Origin of the sequence: Actinacidiphila cocklensis (assembly GCF_907177275.1) — a bacterium.
Classification (GTDB): Bacteria; Actinomycetota; Actinomycetes; order Streptomycetales; family Streptomycetaceae; genus Actinacidiphila; species Actinacidiphila cocklensis.
On sequence record NZ_CAJSLV010000002.1, the window covers coordinates 1 to 21,645 of the forward strand.

A 21,645-nucleotide genomic window follows, 5' to 3' on the forward strand; every position below is an offset into this window, starting at 1 on the left:
CCCGCTGGCGGGGCGCGGCGGGCGGCCCGCCATCCAGGCCGCCCGCCGCCGTCGGGTCACGCCACCGGCAGCGGCTCCGTCGACGTGCTGAACGTCGCGTGCAGCCGGCGGGTGTGGTCCAGCTCCCGCACCTGCCCGGTCAGCGTGGCCGCGACCGTCAGCCGCAGGTCCGTGGACGACGCGCCGAGCCGCAGCTCCAGCTCGCCGGGCTCCACGATGCGCCGCCCGCCGCGCCCGGTGAAGGACGCCAGGTCGGCCGGCACGGCCACCTCGACCCGGGCGGACTGCCCGGGCGCCAGGTGCACACGCTGGTAGCCGACGAGCCGCTGCACCGGCTGCACCACGGAGGCGACCGGGTCGTGCAGGTACAGCTGCACCAGCTCGGTGCCCTCCCGCTCACCGGTGTTGCGGACGGTGAACGCCAGGCGGATCTCGCCGTCCGTGCCGGCCTGCAGATCCGGCACGCCGAGGTCGGTCCACTGGAAGGACGTGTACGTCAGACCGTGGCCGAAGCCGAACGCCGGCGTCGGGTCGATGTTGGACGACTCGCTGGACTGGCCGAGCTTGGCCGCCAGGTAGGTGGTCGGCTGGGTGCCGGCCTGCCGCGGAATGCTGACCGGCAGCCGGCCCGAGGGCTCCACCCGGCCCGACAGCACACCGGCGACGGCGCCGGTGCCCTCCTCGCCGGGGAAGAACGTCTGCACGATCGCCGCGGCCTCGGACACCGCGCGGCCGAGCACGTAAGGACGCCCGGCCAGCATGGTGACGACCACCGGGGTGCCGGCGTCGAGCAGCGTGTCCAGCAGCTGCTGCTGGACACCGGGCAGCGCCAGCGTCTCGGCGTCGCAGCCCTCACCGCTGGTGCCGCGGCCGAAGAGACCGGCCCGGTCACCCAGTGCGAGGACAACGATGTCCGCGTCGGCGGCCAGTTGCACCGCCTCGGTGAAGCCCGCGGTGTCGTCGGTGTCGATACCGCAACCCGGCGCCGTGACGATCTCGCTGCCGGGGAACTCGGCGGCCAGCGCCTCGCGCAGGGTGGGCAGCTCGATGCCGAGCGGCATCTCCGGGTGCTGCCCGCCGACGTGCACGGGGAAGGAGTAGCAGCCGAGCACCGCGGTGGGGACCTCGGCGTTGGGGCCGATGACCGCGATCTTCGCCGGGCGCTCCAGCGGCAGGACGCCGTCGTTGCGGAGCAGTACGACGCTCTGCTCGGCGATCTGCCGGGCGATCGCCCGGTTCTCCGCCGGGTCGAGGTCCACCGAGCCGCGCAGGGCGGTGGCGTCGTCGAGGTCCGCGTCCGCCAGCGCCTCGGGCACCGGGTCCCAGTCCGGGTCGAGCAGCCCGAGCTGCACCTTCTGGACCAGCACGCGGCGCAGCGCACGGTCGACGTGCGCCTCGGGGACCTCCCCGTCGGCCAGCGCCTTGAGCAGCGGCTCGCCGAACGCCTTGACGGTGGGCAGCTCGATGTCGACGCCGGCGGCCAGCGCGGCGCCCGCCGCCTCGCCGAGGGTGCCGGCCACACCGTGCAGGGTCTTGAGGAAGGCGACGCCGAAGTAGTCGGCGACGACCGTCCCGGTGAAGCCCCAGGTGTCGCGCAGCAGCCCGGTCAGCAGCTCCTCGTCCGCCGCCGACGGGACGCCGTCGGTGTCGGTGTAGGCGTGCATGACCGAGCGGACGCCGCTCTCGCGCAGCGCCATCTCGAACGGCGCCAGCATCACGTCGGCGCGCTCCCTGGTGCCCATGCCGACCGGCGCGAGGTTGCGTCCCGCGCGGGAGGCGGAGTAGCCCACGAAGTGCTTGAGCGTGGCCACGATCCCGGTGGACTCCAGGCCCTGGACGTAGGCGGTGCCGACCGTGCCGATGAGATACGGGTCCTCGCCGATGGTCTCCTCGACCCGTCCCCAGCGGGCGTCGCGCACCACGTCGAGCACCGGGGCCAGGCCCTGGTGCACGCCGACGGCACGCATGTCGCGCCCGATCCTGGCCGCCATGGTGCGGACCAGCGCAGGGTCGAAGGCGGCACCCCACGACAGCGGCACCGGGTAGGCGGTGGCGCCCCAGGTGGCGAAGCCGGCCAGGCACTCCTCGTGCGCGACGGCCGGTATGCCGAAACGGTTCGCCGCGGCGATACGGCGCTGGGTGCGCAGCAGTGACAGCGCGCCGAGCGCCGGGTCGACGGGCGCGGTGCCGTACGACCTGGTCAGCTGGCCGAGACCCTGCGGCAGCAGGCTCTCAAGGGTGACCGGTTCCTCCATCTCGTGCTGGTACGGGGCGACCTCGCCGCCTTCGTCGGACGCACCCACCCATATGCCGAACAGCTGCGCGACCTTTTCCGGCAGGGTCATCGCCGCGATCAGCGCGTCGGCCCGGTCTTCCGGGGCGAGGGAGGTGTTCCTCCACGGGGGAGTAGCGGACTTCTTCTCTTCGGCCACGGTGCCGGTCACTTTCCTCCGACGCCCATGAGTCCCTGGACCAGGGCACGGCGGGCGAACAGGTAGACGATGAAGATGGGCAGCATCGACAGCACGACCGCGGCCAGCAGGCCGGGGATGTCGATGCCGTGCTCGGTCTGGAAATTGAAGAGGCCGAGGGTGATGACCTTCGACGAGTCGGACTGGGTCAGGACCAGCGGGAAGAGGAAGCCGTTCCACGCCTGGAGGGCGGAGAAGACCACGATCGTGGACAGTCCGCTCTTGGACAGCGGGACGACCAGCTGGAAGAACACCCGCCACGGCGTGGCCCCGTCCATGGCCATGGCCTCGTACAGCTCCGGGCTGATCTCACGCATCACACCGGTGAGGATCAGCGCGCAGACCGGCAGCGAGAACGCCGCGGTCGGCAGGATGACGCCGATCAGGTTGTCGTACAGGCCGGCCTTGCTGATGACGTAGAACATCGGCACGATCACCGCCTGGGCGGGTATCGCCAGGCCCAGCAGGAACAGCCGGAAGATCCCGGTCGTGATCCGGCCCTGGCTGCGGACGATCGCGTATGCCAGCGGAGGCACCACCAGCAGCACGATCGCCACCACCGCGAGGGTGACCACCAGGGTGTTCAGGAAGAAGTGGCCGAAGCCGTTGGAGAAGTCCTGCGTGTAGTTGTGCAGCGTGAGGTGCTTGGGGAACGCCAGCGGGCCGTTCGACGAGTAGTCGGAGCGGTCCTGCAGGGTGGCCGCGAGCATCACGTACAGCGGCAGGCCGATCAGGAAGAGCCAGACGAGCGAGCCGAGCCCGGCGAGGTAATTGGGACGGCGCTTCATCACAGGCCTTCCGTCGAGCTGCGCATCTTGTCGTAGCCGGAGACCTTGACGACGATCAGCGAGATGATGGTGGCGATGATCACCAGGACCAGGGCGATGGCCGAGCCACCGCCGAAGTCGAAGCTCTTGAACGCCTGCTCGTACATGTAGTAGGCGCTGATCGTGGTGTCGGTTCCGGGGCCGCCCTGAGTCAGGATCAGCACCGTGTCGAAGGTCGTCAGACCGCCGACCACCATGAGGATCATCGAGGTGATCATCGTCGTGCGCAGCTGCGGCAGGGTGATGGAGAAGAACTGCCGGATGGTGCCGGCGCCGTCGATCTCGGCGGCCTGGTAGAGCACCGGCGGGATGGCCCGGGTGGCGCCCTGGTAGATCAGGGTGTGGAACGGGGTGTACTGCCACGCGCCGACGAAGACCAGCACCCCGATGGCGCTGGTCTGGTGGCCGAACAGGTTGCCGTCACCGAACAGCCACTTCGCCTGCGAGGGCACGCCGAAGTTCGGGTCGAGCAGCGCCCGCCACAGGATGGATATCGCGGTGGCCGACAGCAGCAGCGGGATGAAGTAGATCGCGGACAGGATCGCCCGGTTGCGCTGTTTGCCCGCCGCCCACACGCCGAGCAGGATGCTCAACGGGGTCTGGACGACGACGCCGAGGACCGTGATCAGCACGCTGAGCCAGAGGCTCTGGATCATCACGTGGTCGTGGATGAGTGCTTTCCAGTTGTCCAGGCCGGCGTACTGGGGCGAACTCAGACCGTCCCAGTTGGTGAAGGAGAGCACCGCGACGAGGATCAGCGGAACTACGGCGAAAAGCAGGAAGAACAAGGTGGCGGGCGCCGCCCAGGCAAAGCCTGGGCGGGCCACGGCGGCGCCGGACCGTCGGACGGACCGGCGCCTTTCCACCCTGGGTTCAGCAGAGGTGGTCATGTCGGGATCCCGGTTCAGGATGTGGGCAGGGCCTGCATGGCCTTGATGAAGCCGTCGGCGTCGAGCTTGCCGTCGAAGAACTGCTGGACGGCGGTGTGCATGGCCTCGCTGGCCGTCTGCGGGTAGGCCTGGTCCCACGAGAGCTGGAACGAGGGGGCGGCCTTGACCAGCTCGAACTGGAACTTCGCGTAGTCCGGGATGGCGGCGGTGCCCAGGAAGTTCACCGTGCTGGTCGTGGTCGGCAGGTTGCCGATCGCCATGTGCGCCTTCACGAACTCGTCGCTGTACTGCAGCTTCAGGAACTGCGCGATGGCGTCCGCGTACTTGGTCTTCTTCAGCACCGAGTAGTAGTTGTTGGTGTTGCCGACGATGTCCGTCGGGTCGCCCTTGCCGCCGTCGACGGTCGGGAAGGAGCTGTAGCCCAGACCGCTCTTGGCGAAGTCGGGGTTGTCCTGCTGCTGCTGGGAGTAGTACCAGGAGCCCATCAGCTCGAAGGCGGCCTTGCTCTGCGCGACCAGCGCCACGGAACCGCCGTCGGTGTACTTGACGGAGTCGTAGTTGGTGCCGAAGGCGCCGGCGTCGATCAGTTCCTTGAGCTTCGCCAGGGCGGCGCGGCTGTCGGCGCTGTCCCAGGCGGACTTGTCGCCGCCCATGGCCTTCTCGAACAGGCCGGGGCCCGCGATGCGGTCGTACATGTACTCGTACCACATCAGGGTCGGCCACTGGTCGCCGCCGCCGAGGGCGATCGGGGTGACGTGCTTGGCCTTGAGGACCTTGACGGCGTTGAGCAGGTCGTCCCAGGTTTTGGGCGCGGTGAGGCCGTTGTCGGCCAGGACTTTCTTGTTGTTGAACAGCATGACCGGCTGGGTGCCGCGCATCGGTATGCCGTAGGACTTGCCGTCCACGACCGCGCCGTTGAAGACCGAGGGCAGGAAGTTGGACTTCAGCCCCGGGTCCTTGGCGATCATGTCGTCGAGCGGCAGGAGGAGGCCGGCCTTGACGAAGGGCGCGATGCTGCCGCCGCCCCAGTTGAAGAAGACGTCCGGAGCCTGCTTGGTGTTGATGAGCGTCTGCAGCTTGGTCTGGTAGTCGGCCCCAGGGATGGTCTGGAGCTTCGCCTTGACCTTCGACGTCTTGTTGAAGGTGTCGACGATCTGCTTTTCGACCTTGTTGCTCGCGTCACCGTAGACGAGCACCGTGAAGCTGCCAGAGCCGCTGCTGCTGGAGCTGCCACCGCCGCACGCGGCCAGCGTCAGCCCGAGCGCGAGCACCACGCTGCCGGCCACAGCACGGGGAAGCCATCTCTTCTTCATCGTCCAGCCTTTCGAAATATTTCGGCACCGTCGCCGAAAATTGCTGCGCGGTGTGACGCTAAGGTGCCGCTACGAAAGGGTCAACCCTCGGGCTCCGGGTTATCAAAGCGTTACGCGGAGATGTGCCGTACGCTGCGCTCTTATGGATGAAGAGGTGGACGAGAGTCGGGTCACGCTCGCCCAGGTCGCCGAAACTGCCGGGGTCTCGATCTCGACAGTTTCGAAAGTACTGAACGGCCGTCAGGATGTCTCCGCCCTGACTCGGTTGAAGGTCGAACGACTGCTGGAGCTGCACGGCTACCGGCGGACGTCCCGTGGCGCCCCCGAGGCGCCGCTGATCGAGATCGTGTTCCACGAGCTGGACGCCATCTGGGCGATGGAGCTGATCCTCGGCGTCGAGAAGGTCGCCAAGGAGATCGGCGCCAGCGTGGTGCTCACCGAGAGCGGCACCCGCCACTCGCCGGGCACGGAGTGGATCGAGGGGGTGCTCCGGCGCCGGCCGCTGGGCGTCGTCCTGGTGTTCTCCTCGCTGCCGCACGAGTTCAAGCAGCAGCTGCGGTCCAGGTCCATCCCGTTCGTGATCATCGATCCGGCCGGCGACCCCGAGCCGGACGTGCCGTCCGTCGGCTCCGCGAACTGGTCCGGTGGCCTGGCCGCGACCCGGCATCTGATCGAACTCGGCCACCGGCGGGTCGGGATCATCACCGGCCCCGAGGACATGATGTGCTCGCTGGCCCGGCTCGACGGCTTCCGGTCCGCCATGACCACGGCCGGCATCGAGATCGACCCCGAGCTGATCGCCTTCGGCGACTTCCACGTCGAAGGCGGCTACGAGCAGGCCATGCGGATGCTGGGCAGGCCCGACCGCCCCACCGCGATCTTCGCCGGCAGCGACCTGCAGGCGATCGGGGTGCTCGAAGCGGCCGGCGCGCACGGGCTGCGCACCCCCGCCGACCTGTCGGTGGTCGGGTACGACGACGTCGCTGTCGCCCAGTGGTCCCGCCCCGCCCTGACCACCGTGCGGCAGCCGCTGCGCAGGATGGCCGAGGAGGCCTCCCGGATGATGCTGCGGCTGCGCGCCGCACCGTCCACCACGTCCACCACCCGGATGGAACTCGCCACCAGCCTGGTGATCAGGCGGAGCACCGCTCCGCCTCCGTGACCAGCGCCGCCCGGCCCGGCGGACAGGTGGGGTCCGGCCCGCGGCGGTAGTTTTGTCCTATGGCACCGAGCGGCACCGCGAACGGGCCGCGCCTGCCGAGGCTGGTGCGGTCGCCGGCGGCCCGGCTCGCGGCTCCGCTGTGCGTCCTCGTGCTGCTCGTGGCGATCGACGAGGCCGCGGGCCCGTCCATCCGGATCTACGGGCTGATGATCGCTGTGCCCGCGCTGTCCGCGGTCTTCCTCGGCCCGGCCGCCGTCCTGGTCGTCGCCCTGGCCACCTTCCCCTGCATGGTGCTCGCCGCCAAAGGCAACAATCAGCTGGGAACCGCGAACTTCCCGGTCACCATCGCCACCGCCGCACTGATCGGCGCCGCCTCGGTGCTGGCCGCCCGGGTGCGCGGGCGCCGCGAGGACGAGCTGGCCCAGGTGCGCTGGGTGGCCGGGGTCGCCCAGCGGGCACTGCTGCGCCCGCTGCCGAAACGGATCGGCCGCTTGGCCATCGCCTCGACCTACATGGCCGCCGACCAGGAGGCCGCCATCGGCGGCGACCTCTACGCCGCCGCCGACCTCGGCGACGGCCGTATCCGGGTGCTGGTCGGCGATGTCCAGGGCAAGGGCCTGGGAGCCGTCGAGATCGCCAGCATGCTGCTCACCGCCTTCCGCCGGGCCGCCCGCAAGGGCATCCCGCTGCCCGCCCTGCCCGGCTACCTCGACCGGGACCTGCGGGAGGACCTGACCGACCTCGCCGCCGCCCCGCCGCCGCAGCCCGGCCGCACCGACCCCGTCGCCGCACCCACCGCTCCCGGCTACCTGGAGCGCTTCGTGACCGCCGTCGTGGTGGACACCGCGGCGGACGGTGCCGGCGTCACCATCGTGAACTGCGGCCACCCCCCGCCGATCCTGCTGCACCACGGGAAAGTGCTCCCGCTGGACGCCGAGCAGCCCGCCCTACCGCTGGGCCTGGGCGACCTCACCGCCGAGGACCAGCACGTCGACCGGCACGTGCTGGCCGTCGGCGACGTCCTGCTGCTCTACACCGACGGGGTGATCGAGGCCCGCGACGAGCGCGGCAGGTTCTACCCGCTGACCGAACGGCTCGCCGGCTGGTCCGGCAGGCCGCCCAGCGAGCTGATCGCCGCGCTCACCGAGGACCTGCTCCGACACGTGGGGCGGCGCCTCGGCGACGACGTGGCGATCGTCGCGGTCCAGCGGGTGTCCTGAGCACGGCGAACCCCGGCCTGATCACCCAACCAGCGGTTTTCCCGGCCCCGCCGCGTGGCACGGGACGGCCGCGCCGCCCGCGCCGGTTAGTCTCGCGCTGCCGCCGGACGCCCCGGTACCGCCCGCGCGGGTACCGGCGGACCCGCCGCGGCACCGAGCCGAGCCAGGAGGAGCCCTATCACCGAGCAGCAGCCGGCCCCCGCCGACGCCCCGCCGGGCAGCCAGCCGAAGGAGGCCGACGCGCTGCGGGACATACTGCGTCGGCCGCAATACCGGCGGGCGCTGGTCTTCAGCGCGCTGATCGGTATCCCTGTGTCCGTGGTCTCCTTCTGGTTCCTGGCCGCGGTGCACAAGCTGGAGAACCTCCTCTGGACCGACTGGCCGCACGACCTCGGCGACCAGCACGCCCCCTGGTGGTGGCCGCTGCCCGCAGCCGTCGTCGCCGGCCTCGGGACGAGCCTGGTGGTGCTGCGCTTCCCGGGGCGCGGCGGGCACGTCCCGGTCGCCGGGCTGCACTCCGGCGGCTTCACCAAGGGTGCGCTGCCCGGCGTGGTCCTCGCGGCGCTGTGCTGCCTGCCCTTCGGCGTCGTCCTCGGCCCCGAGGCCCCGCTGATCGCCCTCGGCGGCGGCCTCGCGCTGCTCTTCCGGGATCTGGCCCGCGCCCCGGCGACCCAGGCGAGCACCACGCTGCTCGGTGCGGCCGGCGCTGCCGCGGCCATCGCCACCATCTTCGGCAGCCCGGTGGTCGCCGCGGTCATCCTGATGGAGGTCGCGGGCGTCGGCGGCCCGCAGCTCTTCGCGGTCATGCTGCCCGCGCTGCTGTCCAGCGGCGTCGGCGCCATCGTCTTCACCGGCTTCGGCCACTGGACCGGTCTCAAGACCGGCAGCCTCGACGCCGGGCTGCCCGCGCCACCGCTGCTCGACACCGGTGACGTCGTGTGGTCGCTGCTGATGGGGCTGGTGGTCGGCGCGGTGATCCACTACGTGATGGTCGCCGGTCGCCACACCGCCGTCCTGGTGGCGGCACACCCGCTGCGCAACATCGTGCTCTGCGCCCTGGCCGTGGGAGGCTGCGCCGCGGCCTACACCGGGATCACCGGCCGCTCACCGACCGACGTCGCGCTGTCCGGGCAGCTGACCCTCTCGCAGCTGGCCGCCGACCCGCACTCCTGGCCGGTCAGCGCGCTGATCGCCATGCTGGCCTTCAAGAGCGTGGCCTACGCGATCAGCCTCGGCAGCTTGCGTGGCGGCCCGATCTTCCCCGCGCTCTTCCTCGGCGCGGCCGCCGGGGTGCTGCTCGCCCCGCTGCCTGGCTTCGGCGTCGTCCCCGCCATGGCGGCCGGCATGGCCGCGTCCACCGGGGCGGCCCTGCGCCTCCCGGTCAGCACGGTGGTCCTGGTCGCACTCGTCCTGGGTCACACCGGCTCCCTGCCCGTCGTGATCCTCGCGGCGGTCACCGCCTTCGTCACCGCAGAACTCCTCCCCGAGGGTCCCGCCGTCCCGCCCTTCCGCCCCCGGGGTGCCGCACGCTCCTGACGTGAGCGGGGGGCTCGGGTCGGGATTCAGCCGAGCATCGGCTGGAGCGCGCCTTCCAGGGTCAGCAGGTCGCGCTTGCGCTCCAGGCCGCCCGCGTAGCCCCTGAGCGATCCGTCGGCGCCGATCACCCGGTGGCAGGGGCGCACGATCGACACCGGGTTCGCGCCGATCGCCGCGCCCAGCGCGCGGACCTCGGCGCGCGGCACGCCCAGGCGGCGGGCGATCTCGCCGTACGTCGTGGTCGTCCCGTAAGGAACGGCCATCAGCGCGTCCCAGATCCGCTGCCGGAAGTCCGAGCCGGTGCCGCTGTCGGCGAACGGGACGTCGAACTCCGTCAGCTCACCGGCGAAGTACGCGTCGAGCTGCGCGGCGATGCCGGCGAAAGCCGCCGGGCGGTGCACCCACTCCGGCCGGATCGCGGGGGCGTTCTTCTGGCCTGCCATCGTCAGCCAGGCCAGCGCGACAGGCCCGCCGGGCGTCGCGGGCTCCTCGCCGACCAGCAGCAGCGGGCCGATCGGGCTGTCGATCGTGGTGTGGACGGTCACGGTGGTCCCCTTCGTAACGACCTACTGTCTCACCCTCGACCATGCCTCGCCGCGGGCTCCCGTGCTGGCGGGAATCGGACGCCGCGCTGGGGGCGGCGCGGTAGCGTGGGCGCATGCTCACACCCGTGGAGCGGCGCCGGCTGATACGCAGTCAGCGCCTGTCGGACCGCCTGCTGCCGGCGGTCGTGGGGCGCCTGGTCGCCGGCCTCGACCCGCAGCCGCCCTGGCTGCCGCGCCGGCTGGCGCCCGTCGTGTCCGCCGACCTGGACCGGGACGCCGGTGTCGGCGCGGTCCGCATCGTGTGGCGCCCGGGCTCGTCGCGGGCCGAGACGATCGACGGGGTCGTCGAGCGGTCGGCCGGGAAGTGGGTGCTGACGGGCGGCGGCGGCATCGCCGACGCCGGCGTGCCCGGCCCGCGGCGTGCGGTGGGCCGCGACGGCCAGGTCGGCGTCATCGAGGTCCTCACCAGCGGGGGCCTGCACAGCAGGTCCCATCTGCCCGCGCACTCCGGTGACTCGCACGGGGCGCCCTGGGTCGGTACCACGGAATTGCGGGTCGCGGCGGAGGCGACCCGCCTGCTGGTCGGCGACCGCGAGGTCGCCGTGCCCGCGCACGGCACGCTCCTGCTCGCCTGGACCTCCCCGCCCGGCGGCGCCGCCCCCCGCCGCCCCCTCATCCTCGCGCTGGCCCCCGACGGCACGGAGATCTCCCGGCTCGGGCCGAACGACTCGATCGACTCCTCCACCTGGCGCCTCCTGGACAGCCCTTAGGCCCGCCGATCCGATCGCATTCCTCGGATTCCATCCCCCGCCGAACCGATGCGCCCGTCGCTTGCCTTCCTGGTCCACGGGATCAACACGTGATACGCGGCCGGGCACCCGGGTCGGCAGGGCTTGCGGCTCGAATAGCCTGGCCGTCCCACCGGCGTACCGCGACGAGGACGAGCCATGCGCAGCAGCACCAGGATTCGCCTGATCGAGCCGGCCGACGCGGCGCCCATCGCCGCGCATCGGGTGCGGGACGTCGAGGCCTTCCGGCGGTGGGAACCGGAGCAGCCGGCCGACTTCTTCACCCCGGAGGGCCAGGCCGAGCGGATAGACCGGATGCTGGCCGGACACCGGGCGGGCACGGTCTGGCCTGGCGTGGTGCTCGCCGGCGACCAGGTGATCGGGCAGGTCACCGTCGGGGGCATCCTGCCGCAGCCGCACCTGCGCCGCGCCTCCCTCGGGTACTGGATCGGCAGCGTCGCGCAGAACCGGGGGCACGCCGGGCAGGCCGTCGGGCTCGCACTCCGGCTGATGACGGACGAACTCGGGCTGCACCGCGTGGAGGCTTCCACCAACCTGGAGAATCTGCCGTCGCAACGGGTGCTGCGCCGCAACGGGTTCAGTCCGTACGGAGTCGCCCACTCCTCGATCTTCCTCGACGGCGGCTGGCGGGACGGGCTGCTGTGGGAGCGGATCCTCGGCGACTGAGACGTCGAAGCGGGCGGTCAGCGGGGGGTGCGGGAGGGGGTGACGAGGCCCGTTTCGTACGCGGTCACCACCGCCTGCGTCCGGTCCCGCAGCCCGAGCTTGGCCAGGATCCTGCTGACGTGCGTCTTCACCGTCTCCTCGGTGACCGTGAGCCGCGCGGCCAGCTCCCCGTTGGAGAGCCCCTCGGCGACCAGCCGGAGCACCTGCGTCTCGCGCGGTGTGAGCGCGGCCAGTTCGGGCGCGGGGCGTGCCCCGGGACGGGGCCGCAGCCGGGTGAACTCGGCGATCAGCCGGCGCGTGACGCCCGGCGCGAGCAGCGCCTCGCCCGCGGCGACGACCCGCACCGCCTCGAAGAGGCGTTCCGCGGTGACGTCCTTGAGCAGGAAACCGCTCGCCCCGGCGCACAGCGCGTCGTACACGTAGGCGTCCAGGTCGAAGGTGGTGAGGATGAGGATGCGCGGCGAGCCCTGCGCCTGCCCGGCGAGCTGCCGGGTCGCCTCGATCCCGTCCATGACGGGCATCCTGACGTCCATCAGCACGACGTCGGGGGACAGTTCGCCGCACGCGGCGACCGCCTCGGCCCCGTCGCAGGCCGTACCGACGACGGTGAAGTCCTGCTGGGTGTCCAGCAGCGCGGCGAAGCCGGTCCGCACCACGTGGTGGTCGTCGGCGACGATGATCCGCACCGGCGGGGGAGCGGCCGTCACCAGGCCACCGCCGACCTGCGGGCACGACGGCCCCGTGCGGCCGGAGAAGGGCAGGTCACCGGATCACCACCTCTGAGTCGACGGGCAGGGACGCCTCGATCAGGAAGCCGCCGCCGGACGCCCGGCCGGTGCTGAGCGTGCCGCCGGCAGCCGCCGCCCGCTCGCGCATACCGGGCAGCCCGTGGCCGCCGGCCCGCGTGCCGGGGGCAGGCCCCGGCCCGTTGTCGCGCACCCGCACCCGCAGGGCGTCGGCGCCGTAGTGCAGCTCGACGTCGACGGCGGCACCGCGGGCGTGCCGGCGTACGTTGGTCAGGGCCTCCTGCACGATACGGAACGCGGCCAGCTCGACGCCCGGGTCGAGCGCGGCGGCCGGCCCCGACACGATCAGCCGGACACCCGCACCCGAGGCGCATCTGGCCTCGTCGAGCAGCTCGTTGAGCTGCTGGAGCCCCGGCTGCGGGCGCCGCTCCGCGGTCTTCACCTCGGCGTCCTGCCGCAGGACGCCGAGCAGCCGCCGCATCTCGGTCAGGCCCGCGCGTGCGGTGTCGCCGATCTCCGAGAGCCGCGCGGCGCCGGCCGCGGGCATGCCGGGGGTGGTCAGCCGGGCGGTCTCCGCCTGGACCGCGATCATCGAGATGTGGTGCGCGACGACGTCGTGCAGCTCCCGGGCTATACGCGCGCGTTCACCGCGGGCGGTGTGTTCGAGCAGGCTCTGCGCGGTGATCTCGCGGGCCGCGCTGTGCACATGGGCTTCCACCCTTGCCGCGGCGGCCGCCCCGGCCAGCGCGGCGGCCGGGGCCGCGGACGCGACCAGGACGGCCAGCACCCGGGCCTCACCGGCGAGCTGCCGGTCGAGCAGGGCGATGACCGGGAACGGGACGGCCAGGGCGAGGGCCTGCCACATGCTCCGCAGCCCGTCGGGGCGGTGCGCGGCCGCATCCCGCGCTGCCGCCGGCGTGCCGCCTGCGGTGGCCTGCCGCGCGAACCGGCGGCGCGGCCGGTCGCGTACTTCCGCGCGTCTCCCCGGGACACGGCCCGCCGCGGAGTCGCGGGAGGCCAGGTGGTGGAGGCCCATCGCCAGCGTGAGCGCGCCGGCCGCCGTCAGGGTGCGGAAGGCGGTCAGGGAGAGAGCGGCCGCGGACGAGACGGCCAGCGCGGCGGTCGGGGCGGAGAGGAAGGCCGGCGGGACGGTCGTGGTGAGCGCCAGGACGGCGGCGGCGAGCAGGCCGGTCGTCAGGGACCGGCCGTAGACGCCCGTGACCGCCGCGCGCACCGCCGCCTCGGTGACCGCGGCCGCGGCGAGCAGCGCTGCGGTCACCGCCTGGGCGTGCGGGGACGCCGCGAATTCCCGCGCCCACCCGGTGTTCATCAGCCTCACCCCAGCATTGTGGCCGTACCCGCCGCCCCACCGCGTCCTCCTGGCCAGGGACATCGGCGTACATCTCAGGGGGGACGCCGGGTCGTACCGTCCCCCGTGGCGGTGACGCCGAGGACCGCTCCGCGGCGGGACGACCCCGCGCCCCGGCCTGCCTAGCCTTCACCGCATGGAAGCAACCATCGAAGTCTCGGACCTGCGCAAGCGGTTCGGCTCGACCGCGGCGCTCGACGGGATGACGTTCACCGTCACACCCGGGCGGATCACCGGGTTCGTCGGGCCGAACGGCGCGGGCAAGTCCACCACGATGCGGGTGATACTCGGCCTCGACTCGGCCGACGAGGGCACCGCCCTGATCGGCGGCCTGCGCTACCAGGCACTGCGCAACCCGCTGAGCCACGTCGGCTCGCTGCTGGACGCCGGTGCGCTGCAGCCCAGCCGCAGCGCCCGCGGCCACCTGCTGTGGCTGGCCCACTCGCAGGGGCTGTCCGCCCGCCGGGTCGACGAGGTCGTCGAGTACGCGGGCCTGGGAACCGCGGCCCGGCGCAAGGCGGGCGGCTTCTCACTCGGCATGCGCCAACGGCTCGGTATCGCCGCCGCCCTGCTCGGCGACCCGCCGGTGCTGATCATGGACGAGCCCTTCAACGGCATGGACCCCGAGGGCATCGTGTGGATGCGCGGCCTGCTGCGCTCGCTCGCCGCCGAGGGCCGTGCCGTGCTGGTGTCCAGCCACCTGATGAGTGAACTGCAGGACACCGCACAGCACTTGGTGGTCGTCGGCCGCGGCAGGGTGATCGCCGACACCAGCGTCGCCGACCTGATCGCTGCGGCGTCCGGCGACCGGGTCACGCTGCGCACCACCGCCCGCGCCCAGGCGATGACCGTGCTCGCCCGGGCCGGCGCCGTCGTCGCCGCCACCGGCTCCGAGACCCTCACCGTCTCGGGGATCGACTCGCAGCGCGTCGCGTCCCTGCTCGGCCGGGCCGACGTGCCGTTCTCGGAGATCGGCGCCCACCGGGCGACGCTGGAGGAGGCGTACATGGAACTGACCCGTGACGCCGTCGAGTTCCAGTCGGGAGGCACCCGGTGACCGCCACCACGACCGCCACCCCGTACCGCTCCGCGCAGCCCGTGGCACGCGACGGCTTCCTGCGGCAGCTGCACGGCGAGTGGACCAAGTTCAGGACCGTACGCGGCTGGGTCGCCGGTATGCTGACGGCCTGCCTGGTCACCGTCGCGGTCGGGCTGCTGGGCGCCGCGGGCAACAGCATCTCCTGCGCGGGACCGCACGGCAGCAGCTGCCACCACACCGCGCTGACCGGCCCCGGCGGCGAGGAGGTCCGCGACGGCATGACGCTGGTGCACCGCCCGCTGACCGGCGACGGCAGCATCACCGTGCGGGTCACCTCGCTGGCCGGGCTCTACCCGCCGGACGGCCGGGTGCCGGCGGACGGCGACCCCACGGCCGGCATGGTGCCCGGCGTGCAGCCCTGGGCGAAGGCCGGCGTCATCGTCAAGGACGGCACCAAGCAGGGCTCCGCGTACGCGGCCGTCGCGCTCACCGGCAGCCACGGGGTGCGCATGCAGTACGACTACACGCACGACGCGGCCGGGACACCGGGCGCGGTCTCCGCGTCGTCGCCGCGCTGGCTGCGGCTGACCCGCGCGGGCGACACCCTCACCGGCTACGACTCGGCAGACGGCACGCACTGGCACACCATCGGCACCGCCCACCTGGCGGGGCTGCCCGCGACCGTGCAGGCGGGGCTGTTCAGCTCCTCGCCCGAATACCTCGTCACCAGCAAGTCGCTCAGCGGCTCCAGCAGCAACGGCGGACCCAGCAGGGCCACCGCCGTCTTCGACTCGGTGGACTTGCGCGGCGCCGCCGGTGCCCGCTGGACCTCGGACGTCATCGGGGGCGGCGGCCCCGCCGACCCCGGCGCCGCGGGCCTGGGCTACCGGCAGCAGGGCGGGACCTACACGGTGACCGGCAGCGGCGACATCGCCCCTGTGGTGCCCGGGCGCGGCTCGCCCGCCAAGACCGTCGAGTCCAGCCTGATCGGCGCCTTCGCCGGGCTCGTCGTGGTGACCGTGGTGGCCACGATGTTCGTCACCGCCGAATACCGCCGCGGGCTGATCCGCACCACGCTCACCGCGAGCCCGCGGCGCGGCCGGGTGCTGGCCGCCAAGGCCGTCGTGATCGGGGCGGTGTCCTTCGCCACCGGGCTGGTCGCCGCCGCAATCGCCGTACCGCTGGTCGCGGCGGTCGAGAAGGGCAAGGGCTTCCCGATGCACCGGACGCCCTTCGCGACCGACGTCCGGGTGGTCCTGGGGACCGCGGCGCTCTTCGCCGTCACCGCGGTCCTCGCGCTGGCGCTCGGTACGGTCCTGCGGCGCAGCGCGGGCGCGGTCACCGCGGTGGTCGTCGCGATCGTGCTGCCGTACATCCTCGCGGTCGCCGCGGTGCTGCCGGCCGGACCCTCCCGCTGGCTGACCCGGCTCACCCCGGCCGCGGCCTTCGCAGTACAGCAGAGCGTGCACCAGTACGCGCAGGTCGCCGCCGGCTACACGCCCGCGGACGGCTACTTCCCGCTGTCGCCGTGGGCCGGGCTGGCCGTGCTGTGCGGTTACGCGGCGGCCGTCGTCGCCGCCGCGGCCGTCCTGCTGCGCAGGAGGGACGCGTGAGCGCGCTGCGGCAGGCGGCGCGCGCCGAGTGGACCAAGGTCCGTACGCTGCCGGGTCTGCTCTGGCTGCTGGCCGGTGTCGTCGTGCTCACCGTGGCGGTGAGCACGGCCACGGTCGCGGCGGTGCACTGCCCCGCCGCGGGGTGCACCCAGGACCCGGCGAAACTCAGCCTGACCGGCGTCCAGTTCGGGCAGGCGGGGGCGGCGGTGCTCGCGGTGCTGCTGATCAGCGGGGAGTACGGCACCGGCATGATCCGTACGACCGTCACGGCGGTGCCGCAGCGGGCCACGGTCCTCGCGGCGAAGGCCGCGGTCCTGGCCGGCCTGCTGCTGGTCGCGGGCACGCTCGCCGTGGGCGGCTCCATGCTGGCCGGGCGGCTCATCCTGCCGGGGAACGGCTTCACCGGCTTCTCACCCTGGGACGGCCCCGTGCTCAGGGCTGCCGCCGGTTCGGTGCTCTATCTGGTGCTGGTCGGGCTGCTCAGCCTCGGGGTGGCCACCGCGGTACGGGACTCCGCCGCCGCGGTCGGGGCGGTGCTCGGGCTGCTCTACCTCTTCCCGATCCTCGCGTCGGTCGTGTCCGACCCGCACTGGTACCGGCACTTGCAGCAGATCGGGCCGATGACGGCGGGGCTCGCGGTCCAGACCACGATCCCGGCGCCCGACGCCCCGATCGGCCCCTACCCGGGCCTCGCCGTCCTCACCACGTGGGCGCTGGGGGGCCTCCTCTGCGGCCTCGCCGCCTTCCGCTACCGCGACGCGTAAGCGATTCCCGGCCAGGGGGTGATTTGCCCCTTGCGGTGCGGTGCTTGTCTGCCGCGCCGTCGTGGCTGGTCGCGCAGTTCCCCGCGCCCCTGAAAAACGCTCACCCTCTGTACAGAGGGCAACCCCCCAGGGGCGCGGGGAACTGCGCGAGCAACCACGACGGTGCTGCGGGCGATCGCTTGCTGCAAGGGGCAATCACCTGGGGGTGCGGGGAACTGCGCGACAAGCCACGATGCACCGTGAGATGCAAAGCCCGCCGCAAGGGGCAGGACCTGAAGGGGCGCTGGGGTACCCCCAGGCGAAGCTCGGGGGGCGGAACTGCGCGCTCAGCCGCACATCGGGGGAAGGACCCGGGAAAAGGCTCGGCCGGCGGGGGCGGGGGGCGCCCGGGGGGATCAGAAGCCGCGGCGGACGGAGGTCTGGTGCGCTTCGTCGAGGCGATGCGCCCGCCTCCGCCGCTCCGCGGCAAGCTCGGCCACGGCGTGGCGCACGCCCGCGAGGACCGTGGCGTCGGGGCCTGGCCTCGGCTCGGGCACGGGCGGCGGCCCGGAGATCCCGACGGCGTCCGCCAGCGCGAGCAGCACCGGCTCGTCCGCGGCCCAGCGGTGCGCCGCCCGCCGCCGCCCGGCGGAGTCGGCGAGCACCATCCGGCTGGTGCGCAGCACCAGGAAGCGCCGCCGCTCCTCCCGCCCGAGCAGCCCGTCCGCCTCCAGCGCAGCGACATACGTGTCGGACAGCCCACGTCCCCTGCGCCACAGCCAGTCCTCGACGGTCTCACCGTCCGCCACCGGGGCCACGGCCGCCGCTGCCAGGTCGAGCTGCGGGTCGGCGGTGTCCAGCAGGCCCGTGGGCAGCACGAACTCGCCGTCCAGCGTGGCCGCGCCGAGGCCGAGCAGATCGATCAGCTCGGCCCCGGCCAGCGCCAGCGACAGGTCGCCGCGCTCCAGCGTCCGGCTCGACGGCATGTCCATGGCCACGAACAGCAGGTCTCGTGCGGTGGTCATCCGGGGGTGCTCCCCAACAGCGTCAGTTCAGATGGGCCTGCCAGTCGCGGGGCACCCGGTCGGCGGGTCCCGGCGTCGACTGGGCCATGGGATGGTTCTGCGGCGGGGCGAGATCGGGACCGTCCTCGACGTAACTCTCGGTGACGTAGTTCCAGAACCAGCTCTCACCCGGTTCGTAGCTCCTGATCACCGGGTGGCCGGTGGCGGCGGCGTGCGCGGCGGCGTGCTGCGAGGGCGAGCTGTCGCAGCAGCCGACGTGCCCGCAGGCGGTACACCTGCGCAGGTGGAACCACCAGCCGCCGGCCTTGTCGCACTCCGTGCAGCCGTCGCCGCTCGGGGGTACTGACGGGTCGATCCCTGGGATGTCGGCGGTGCTCATTCGGCGGCCTCCTCGGCGTCGGGGTTGCTGGCGGTGAGCGGCAGCCTGACCCGGAAACGGGTGTTGCCCGGCTCCGACTCGACGTTCAGGTCGCCGTGGTGCTTGTTGACCACGATCCGCCACGAGATGTCGAGCCCGAGCCCGGTGCCCTGGCCCACCGGCTTGGTGGTGAAGAACGGCTCGAAGATCCGCTGCCGGATCTCCTCGGGGACCCCGGGACCGGTGTCCTGGAAGTCCACCACCAGCCTGCCGTGGTCCCGCGAGGTGCGCACGGTGAGGGTGCCCACCCCGTCCATCGCGGCGACCGCGTTGTCGATCAGGTTCGTCCACACCTGGTTCAGCTCGCCCGGGAAGGCGGGGATCTTCGGCAGCGTGTGGTCGAACTCCTTGACCACCGTCACCTCGGGGCCGATCTTCCCGGCCAGCATCTGCAGGGTGCTGTCCAGCAGCTCGTGGATGTCGACCACCTGGAAGGGCGCCCGGTCCAGCTGCGAGTACTGCCGGGCGGCGTTGACCAGTCCCGACACCCGGGAGGTGGAGTCCTCGATCTCGTTCATCAGCAGCTCGGTCTCGACGGTGTAGTTCAGCCACCGCACCGCGCTCTCCAGCAGCTCGGAGTCCACCGCGGCCGCGACCTGCTCCAGCCACTCCTCGTCCAGGCCCGCCTGGACGAAGACCGGTGCCAGGTCCCAGCCGCCGGAGATGTTGTGGTCGTCCAGCCAGTCGGCGACCGCGTCCTCCTGGTCGGAGGCCTCCATCGGGCTCAGCTCCTGCGCCTTGGCGATCCGCTCGACGGCCCGCTCCTGCACCCCGATCAGCGTGTCCAGGTCGGACTGCCGGTAGGGGCCGCCGGTCAGGACCTTCAGCTTGTGGCGCATGCCGGCCACCCGGTCGCGCAGCGCCGAGGTGGCGCGCAGCGCGGCGGCGGCCGGGTTGTTCAGCTCGTGGGTCAGGCCGGCCGACAGCGACCCCAGCGCGAGCAGCCGCTCGCGCTGGCTGACCACCTGCTGGAAGGTCCGGTTGCCGAAGAACAGCCCCTCCAGCAGGTGCACCGCCATCGGGAACCAGTCGCGCATGATCTTCGCGAACTCGTCGGCGGACAGCACGAAGAACCGGGACGGTTGCGTGACCCGCATCGAGTTGGTGTAGAGCTGCGGGACCTGGTCGCCCAGATACGCCTGGAACGCGCCGGCGTAGACCCCGCGCTGCGAGGTCCGGTTGACCTCGATGTCGTCGGTGCCGACCCGCCGCGAGGTGACCACGGTGCCTTCGAGCAGGACGTAGAAGCAGGTCGCGGCGTCGCCCTCGGCGTAGACGGGACCCGGCTCCGCGGCCTCCATACGGCCCGCGCTGCACAGCCGGGCCAGCTGCTCGGGCGACAGGTGCTCGAACAGGAAAAGCGACCGCAGTTCCGCCGGGTCGCACGGCAGCGTCGCGCCGGTCACGGTCCCTCCAGACTTGAGACGCTCACAGCCCCTCCAGGTAGCGGTGTACGAGCATGACGGCCATCGCGCCCTCACCGACGGCGGAGGCGACCCGCTTGGCGGACTCCGAGCGGACGTCGCCGGCCGCGAAGACCCCGGGCACGCTGGTCTCCAGGTGGTACGGCGGCCGATCGGGCTCCCAGCCGGGCGGGCGCTCGCCCTCGGCGGCCAGGTCGGGCCCGGTCAGCAGGAAGCCGTGTCCGTCCCTGCGGACCACCCCTTCCAGCCACTCGGTGCGCGGTGCCGCCCCGATGAATACGAACAAACGCTGGGCGTCCACCATTTCCGTTCCGCCGCTCGCGGTGTCCCGCAGCGTCAGGCCCTCCAGGTGGTCCTCGCCGTGCGCGGCGGCGACGACGGTGCCGGTACGGACCCGGATGGTGGGGATCGCGGCGATCTGCTGGATCAGGTAGTGCGACATGGACGCCTCGAGTGACGGCCCGCGGACCAGCAGCGTCACCGACTTCGCGCCCCGCGACAGGTAGACCGCGGCCTGCCCGGCCGAATTGGCGCCGCCGACGATGTAGACGTCCTGGTCCTCGCAGCCCGCGGCCTCGGTCAGCGCCGAGCCGTAGTAGACGCCGCGGCCGGTCAGCTCGGCCAGCCCCGGCACGTCCAGCAGCCGGTAGGCCACCCCGGTGGTGAGGATGACGCTCTGCGCCGAGACCGAGGAGCCGTCCGCGAACCGGACGGTGCGGGCGGGGCCGCTGACCTCCAGGCCGGTGACCTCACAGGCGGTGAGCAGCTCGGCACCGAAACGGGTCGCCTGGCGGCGGGCGCGGTCGGTGAGCTGCGCGCCGGAGACCCCGTCGGGGAAGCCGAGGTAGTTCTCGATCCTGGCGCTCTGCCCGGCCTGGCCGCCGGTCGCGGTGCGCTCCACCAGGACCGTGTTCAGCCCCTCGGAGGCGCCGTAGACCGCCGCACCCAGGCCCGCGGGGCCCGCGCCGATGACCACCAGGTCGTAGAACTCCTCCGCCGGCGTGGTCGACAGCCCCACCTGTGCGGCCAGGTCCTGGTCCGACGGCTCGATCAGCACCTCGCCGCCGGGCGCGATGACCAGCGGCAGCCGCAGCCCGTCGTGCCCCGCGGCGTCCAGCAGCCGCCGGCCCTCGGACTGGTCGGACAGATACCAGCGGTACGGGATCTGGTTGCGGGCCAGGAACTCCCTGACCCCCGACGACCGGGCCGACCAGCGGTGGCCGACGACCTTGGTCTCCGGCACCGGGCGGTGGTCGGAGCCCAGCCAGCTCTCCAGCAGGTCGTCGACGACCGGGTAGAGCTTCTCCTCCGGCGGGTCCCACGGCTTGAGCAGGTAGTGGTCCAGGTCGACGACGTTGATCGCGTCGATCGCGGCGCCGGTGTCGGCGTAGGCGGTGAGCAGGATCCGCCGGGCGCCGGGGTAGACGTCCATGGCCTGCTCGAGGAACTCGATGCCGTTCATCTGCGGCATGCGGTAGTCCGCGAGGATCACCGCGACCAGGTCGCCGCGCAGCTTCATCTGCCGCAGCGCGTCCAGTGCCGACTCGCCGGACTCGGCCCGCACCACGCGGTAGCGCTCGCCGTACCGGCGCCGCAGGTCGCGGGCGACGGCACGGGAGACCCCCGGGTCGTCGTCGACGGTCAGGAGCACGGCTCGGCGTGTGCTGTCCGGTGCTGTCATGGGCATCCCCGTCCCCATCTGCTGCCTGCGCGTTTCGCTCCGTGCAGGTCCGCCGTTCAGCCTAGTGGCCTGATGGCGTGCCCGCAGCGCGCGCATGTCCCGGCGTGCGGGATGATCGCGGAGCGCGTAACGACAGCGTGTGACAGCA

19 protein-coding genes are annotated in these 21,645 nt (G+C 72.6%); 8 read left to right on the top strand and 11 right to left on the bottom strand.

Annotated elements, in window-relative coordinates:
- Positions 1 to 56: 56 nt before the first annotated feature.
- Genes NFU81_RS01810 through NFU81_RS01825 form a run of 4 tightly spaced genes read right to left on the bottom strand, consistent with a single transcriptional unit; the run spans position 57 to position 5,501 of the window.
- Positions 57 to 2,444 carry a beta-xylosidase/alpha-l-arabinosidase gene (locus NFU81_RS01810; RefSeq protein WP_422665124.1) on the bottom strand — a complete coding sequence of 796 codons (2,388 nt, stop codon included), beginning with the start codon at positions 2,442 to 2,444 and terminating at the stop codon, positions 57 to 59.
- Complete coding sequence (locus NFU81_RS01815; protein ID WP_251484124.1) at positions 2,441 to 3,259, bottom strand: carbohydrate ABC transporter permease; 819 nt, start codon at positions 3,257 to 3,259, stop codon at positions 2,441 to 2,443. The genes NFU81_RS01810 and NFU81_RS01815 overlap by 4 nt, the downstream gene beginning before the upstream one ends.
- Positions 3,259 to 4,188: a carbohydrate ABC transporter permease gene (locus NFU81_RS01820; protein ID WP_251484125.1), complete on the bottom strand. Its 930-nt coding sequence runs from the start codon at positions 4,186 to 4,188 to the stop codon at positions 3,259 to 3,261. Before NFU81_RS01820 ends, NFU81_RS01815 begins: the two co-directional genes overlap by 1 nt.
- Positions 4,189 to 4,202: 14 nt before the next feature.
- Complete coding sequence (locus tag NFU81_RS01825; protein WP_251484126.1) at positions 4,203 to 5,501, bottom strand: ABC transporter substrate-binding protein; 1,299 nt, start codon at positions 5,499 to 5,501, stop codon at positions 4,203 to 4,205.
- 142 nt (positions 5,502 to 5,643) lie between these two features.
- Between NFU81_RS01825 and NFU81_RS01830 the strand changes: the two genes are divergently transcribed.
- From NFU81_RS01830 to NFU81_RS01840, 3 genes are all read left to right on the top strand, one after another.
- A complete protein-coding gene (locus tag NFU81_RS01830; RefSeq protein ID WP_251484127.1) occupies positions 5,644 to 6,663 on the top strand; it encodes a LacI family DNA-binding transcriptional regulator in 1,020 nt (339 codons plus the stop codon).
- 59 nt (positions 6,664 to 6,722) lie between these two features.
- Positions 6,723 to 7,883, top strand: a complete 1,161-nt coding sequence (locus NFU81_RS01835; protein ID WP_251484128.1) for a PP2C family protein-serine/threonine phosphatase — start codon at positions 6,723 to 6,725, stop codon at positions 7,881 to 7,883.
- 177 nt (positions 7,884 to 8,060) lie between these two features.
- Positions 8,061 to 9,419 carry a chloride channel protein gene (locus tag NFU81_RS01840; protein ID WP_422665130.1) on the top strand — a complete coding sequence of 453 codons (1,359 nt, stop codon included), beginning with the start codon at positions 8,061 to 8,063 and terminating at the stop codon, positions 9,417 to 9,419.
- Positions 9,420 to 9,445: 26 nt separating this feature from the next.
- On the opposite strand, the gene NFU81_RS01845 is transcribed toward NFU81_RS01840, so the two are convergent.
- Positions 9,446 to 9,964, bottom strand: a complete 519-nt coding sequence (locus tag NFU81_RS01845) for a methylated-DNA--[protein]-cysteine S-methyltransferase (protein ID WP_251484130.1) — start codon at positions 9,962 to 9,964, stop codon at positions 9,446 to 9,448.
- Between the two features lie 113 nt (positions 9,965 to 10,077).
- Between NFU81_RS01845 and NFU81_RS01850 the strand changes: the two genes are divergently transcribed.
- Together NFU81_RS01850 and NFU81_RS01855 are read left to right on the top strand one after the other, a co-directional pair.
- Entirely contained in the window at positions 10,078 to 10,734 is a 657-nt protein-coding gene (locus NFU81_RS01850; RefSeq protein ID WP_251484132.1) for a hypothetical protein, read from the top strand.
- A 177-nt stretch (positions 10,735 to 10,911) separates the two neighbouring features.
- On the top strand, positions 10,912 to 11,439 hold the full coding sequence (locus NFU81_RS01855; RefSeq protein ID WP_251484134.1) for a GNAT family N-acetyltransferase: 528 nt from the start codon (positions 10,912 to 10,914) through the stop codon (positions 11,437 to 11,439).
- Positions 11,440 to 11,456: 17 nt separating this feature from the next.
- On the opposite strand, the gene NFU81_RS01860 is transcribed toward NFU81_RS01855, so the two are convergent.
- Together NFU81_RS01860 and NFU81_RS01865 are read right to left on the bottom strand one after the other, a co-directional pair.
- Positions 11,457 to 12,146 carry a response regulator gene (locus NFU81_RS01860; RefSeq protein ID WP_422665125.1) on the bottom strand — a complete coding sequence of 230 codons (690 nt, stop codon included), beginning with the start codon at positions 12,144 to 12,146 and terminating at the stop codon, positions 11,457 to 11,459.
- A 55-nt stretch (positions 12,147 to 12,201) separates the two neighbouring features.
- Positions 12,202 to 13,515, bottom strand: a complete 1,314-nt coding sequence (locus NFU81_RS01865) for a sensor histidine kinase (protein ID WP_422665131.1) — start codon at positions 13,513 to 13,515, stop codon at positions 12,202 to 12,204.
- A gap of 175 nt (positions 13,516 to 13,690) precedes the next feature.
- On the opposite strand from NFU81_RS01865, the gene NFU81_RS01870 reads away from it, so the two are divergent.
- Genes NFU81_RS01870 through NFU81_RS01880 form a run of 3 tightly spaced genes read left to right on the top strand, consistent with a single transcriptional unit; the run spans position 13,691 to position 16,970 of the window.
- Positions 13,691 to 14,611: an ATP-binding cassette domain-containing protein gene (locus NFU81_RS01870; protein ID WP_251484138.1), complete on the top strand. Its 921-nt coding sequence runs from the start codon at positions 13,691 to 13,693 to the stop codon at positions 14,609 to 14,611.
- Positions 14,608 to 16,206, top strand: a complete 1,599-nt coding sequence (locus NFU81_RS01875) for an ABC transporter permease subunit (RefSeq protein ID WP_251484140.1) — start codon at positions 14,608 to 14,610, stop codon at positions 16,204 to 16,206. Before NFU81_RS01870 ends, NFU81_RS01875 begins: the two co-directional genes overlap by 4 nt.
- The gene (locus NFU81_RS01880) at positions 16,203 to 16,970 is read left to right on the top strand and encodes an ABC transporter permease (protein ID WP_308208259.1); all 768 of its coding nucleotides are present in this window, start codon (positions 16,203 to 16,205) and stop codon (positions 16,968 to 16,970) included. The genes NFU81_RS01875 and NFU81_RS01880 overlap by 4 nt, the downstream gene beginning before the upstream one ends.
- Positions 16,971 to 17,365: 395 nt before the next feature.
- On the opposite strand, the gene NFU81_RS01885 is transcribed toward NFU81_RS01880, so the two are convergent.
- Genes NFU81_RS01885 through NFU81_RS01900 form a run of 4 tightly spaced genes read right to left on the bottom strand, consistent with a single transcriptional unit; the run spans position 17,366 to position 21,497 of the window.
- Entirely contained in the window at positions 17,366 to 17,974 is a 609-nt protein-coding gene (locus tag NFU81_RS01885; RefSeq protein ID WP_251484144.1) for a GOLPH3/VPS74 family protein, read from the bottom strand.
- A gap of 22 nt (positions 17,975 to 17,996) precedes the next feature.
- Positions 17,997 to 18,353 carry a UBP-type zinc finger domain-containing protein gene (locus NFU81_RS01890; RefSeq protein WP_251484146.1) on the bottom strand — a complete coding sequence of 119 codons (357 nt, stop codon included), beginning with the start codon at positions 18,351 to 18,353 and terminating at the stop codon, positions 17,997 to 17,999.
- The gene (locus NFU81_RS01895; protein ID WP_251484149.1) at positions 18,350 to 19,798 is read right to left on the bottom strand and encodes an ATP-binding protein; all 1,449 of its coding nucleotides are present in this window, start codon (positions 19,796 to 19,798) and stop codon (positions 18,350 to 18,352) included. Before NFU81_RS01895 ends, NFU81_RS01890 begins: the two co-directional genes overlap by 4 nt.
- A 22-nt stretch (positions 19,799 to 19,820) precedes the next feature.
- Positions 19,821 to 21,497: an NAD(P)/FAD-dependent oxidoreductase gene (locus tag NFU81_RS01900; RefSeq protein ID WP_251484151.1), complete on the bottom strand. Its 1,677-nt coding sequence runs from the start codon at positions 21,495 to 21,497 to the stop codon at positions 19,821 to 19,823.
- Positions 21,498 to 21,645 lie beyond the last annotated feature (148 nt).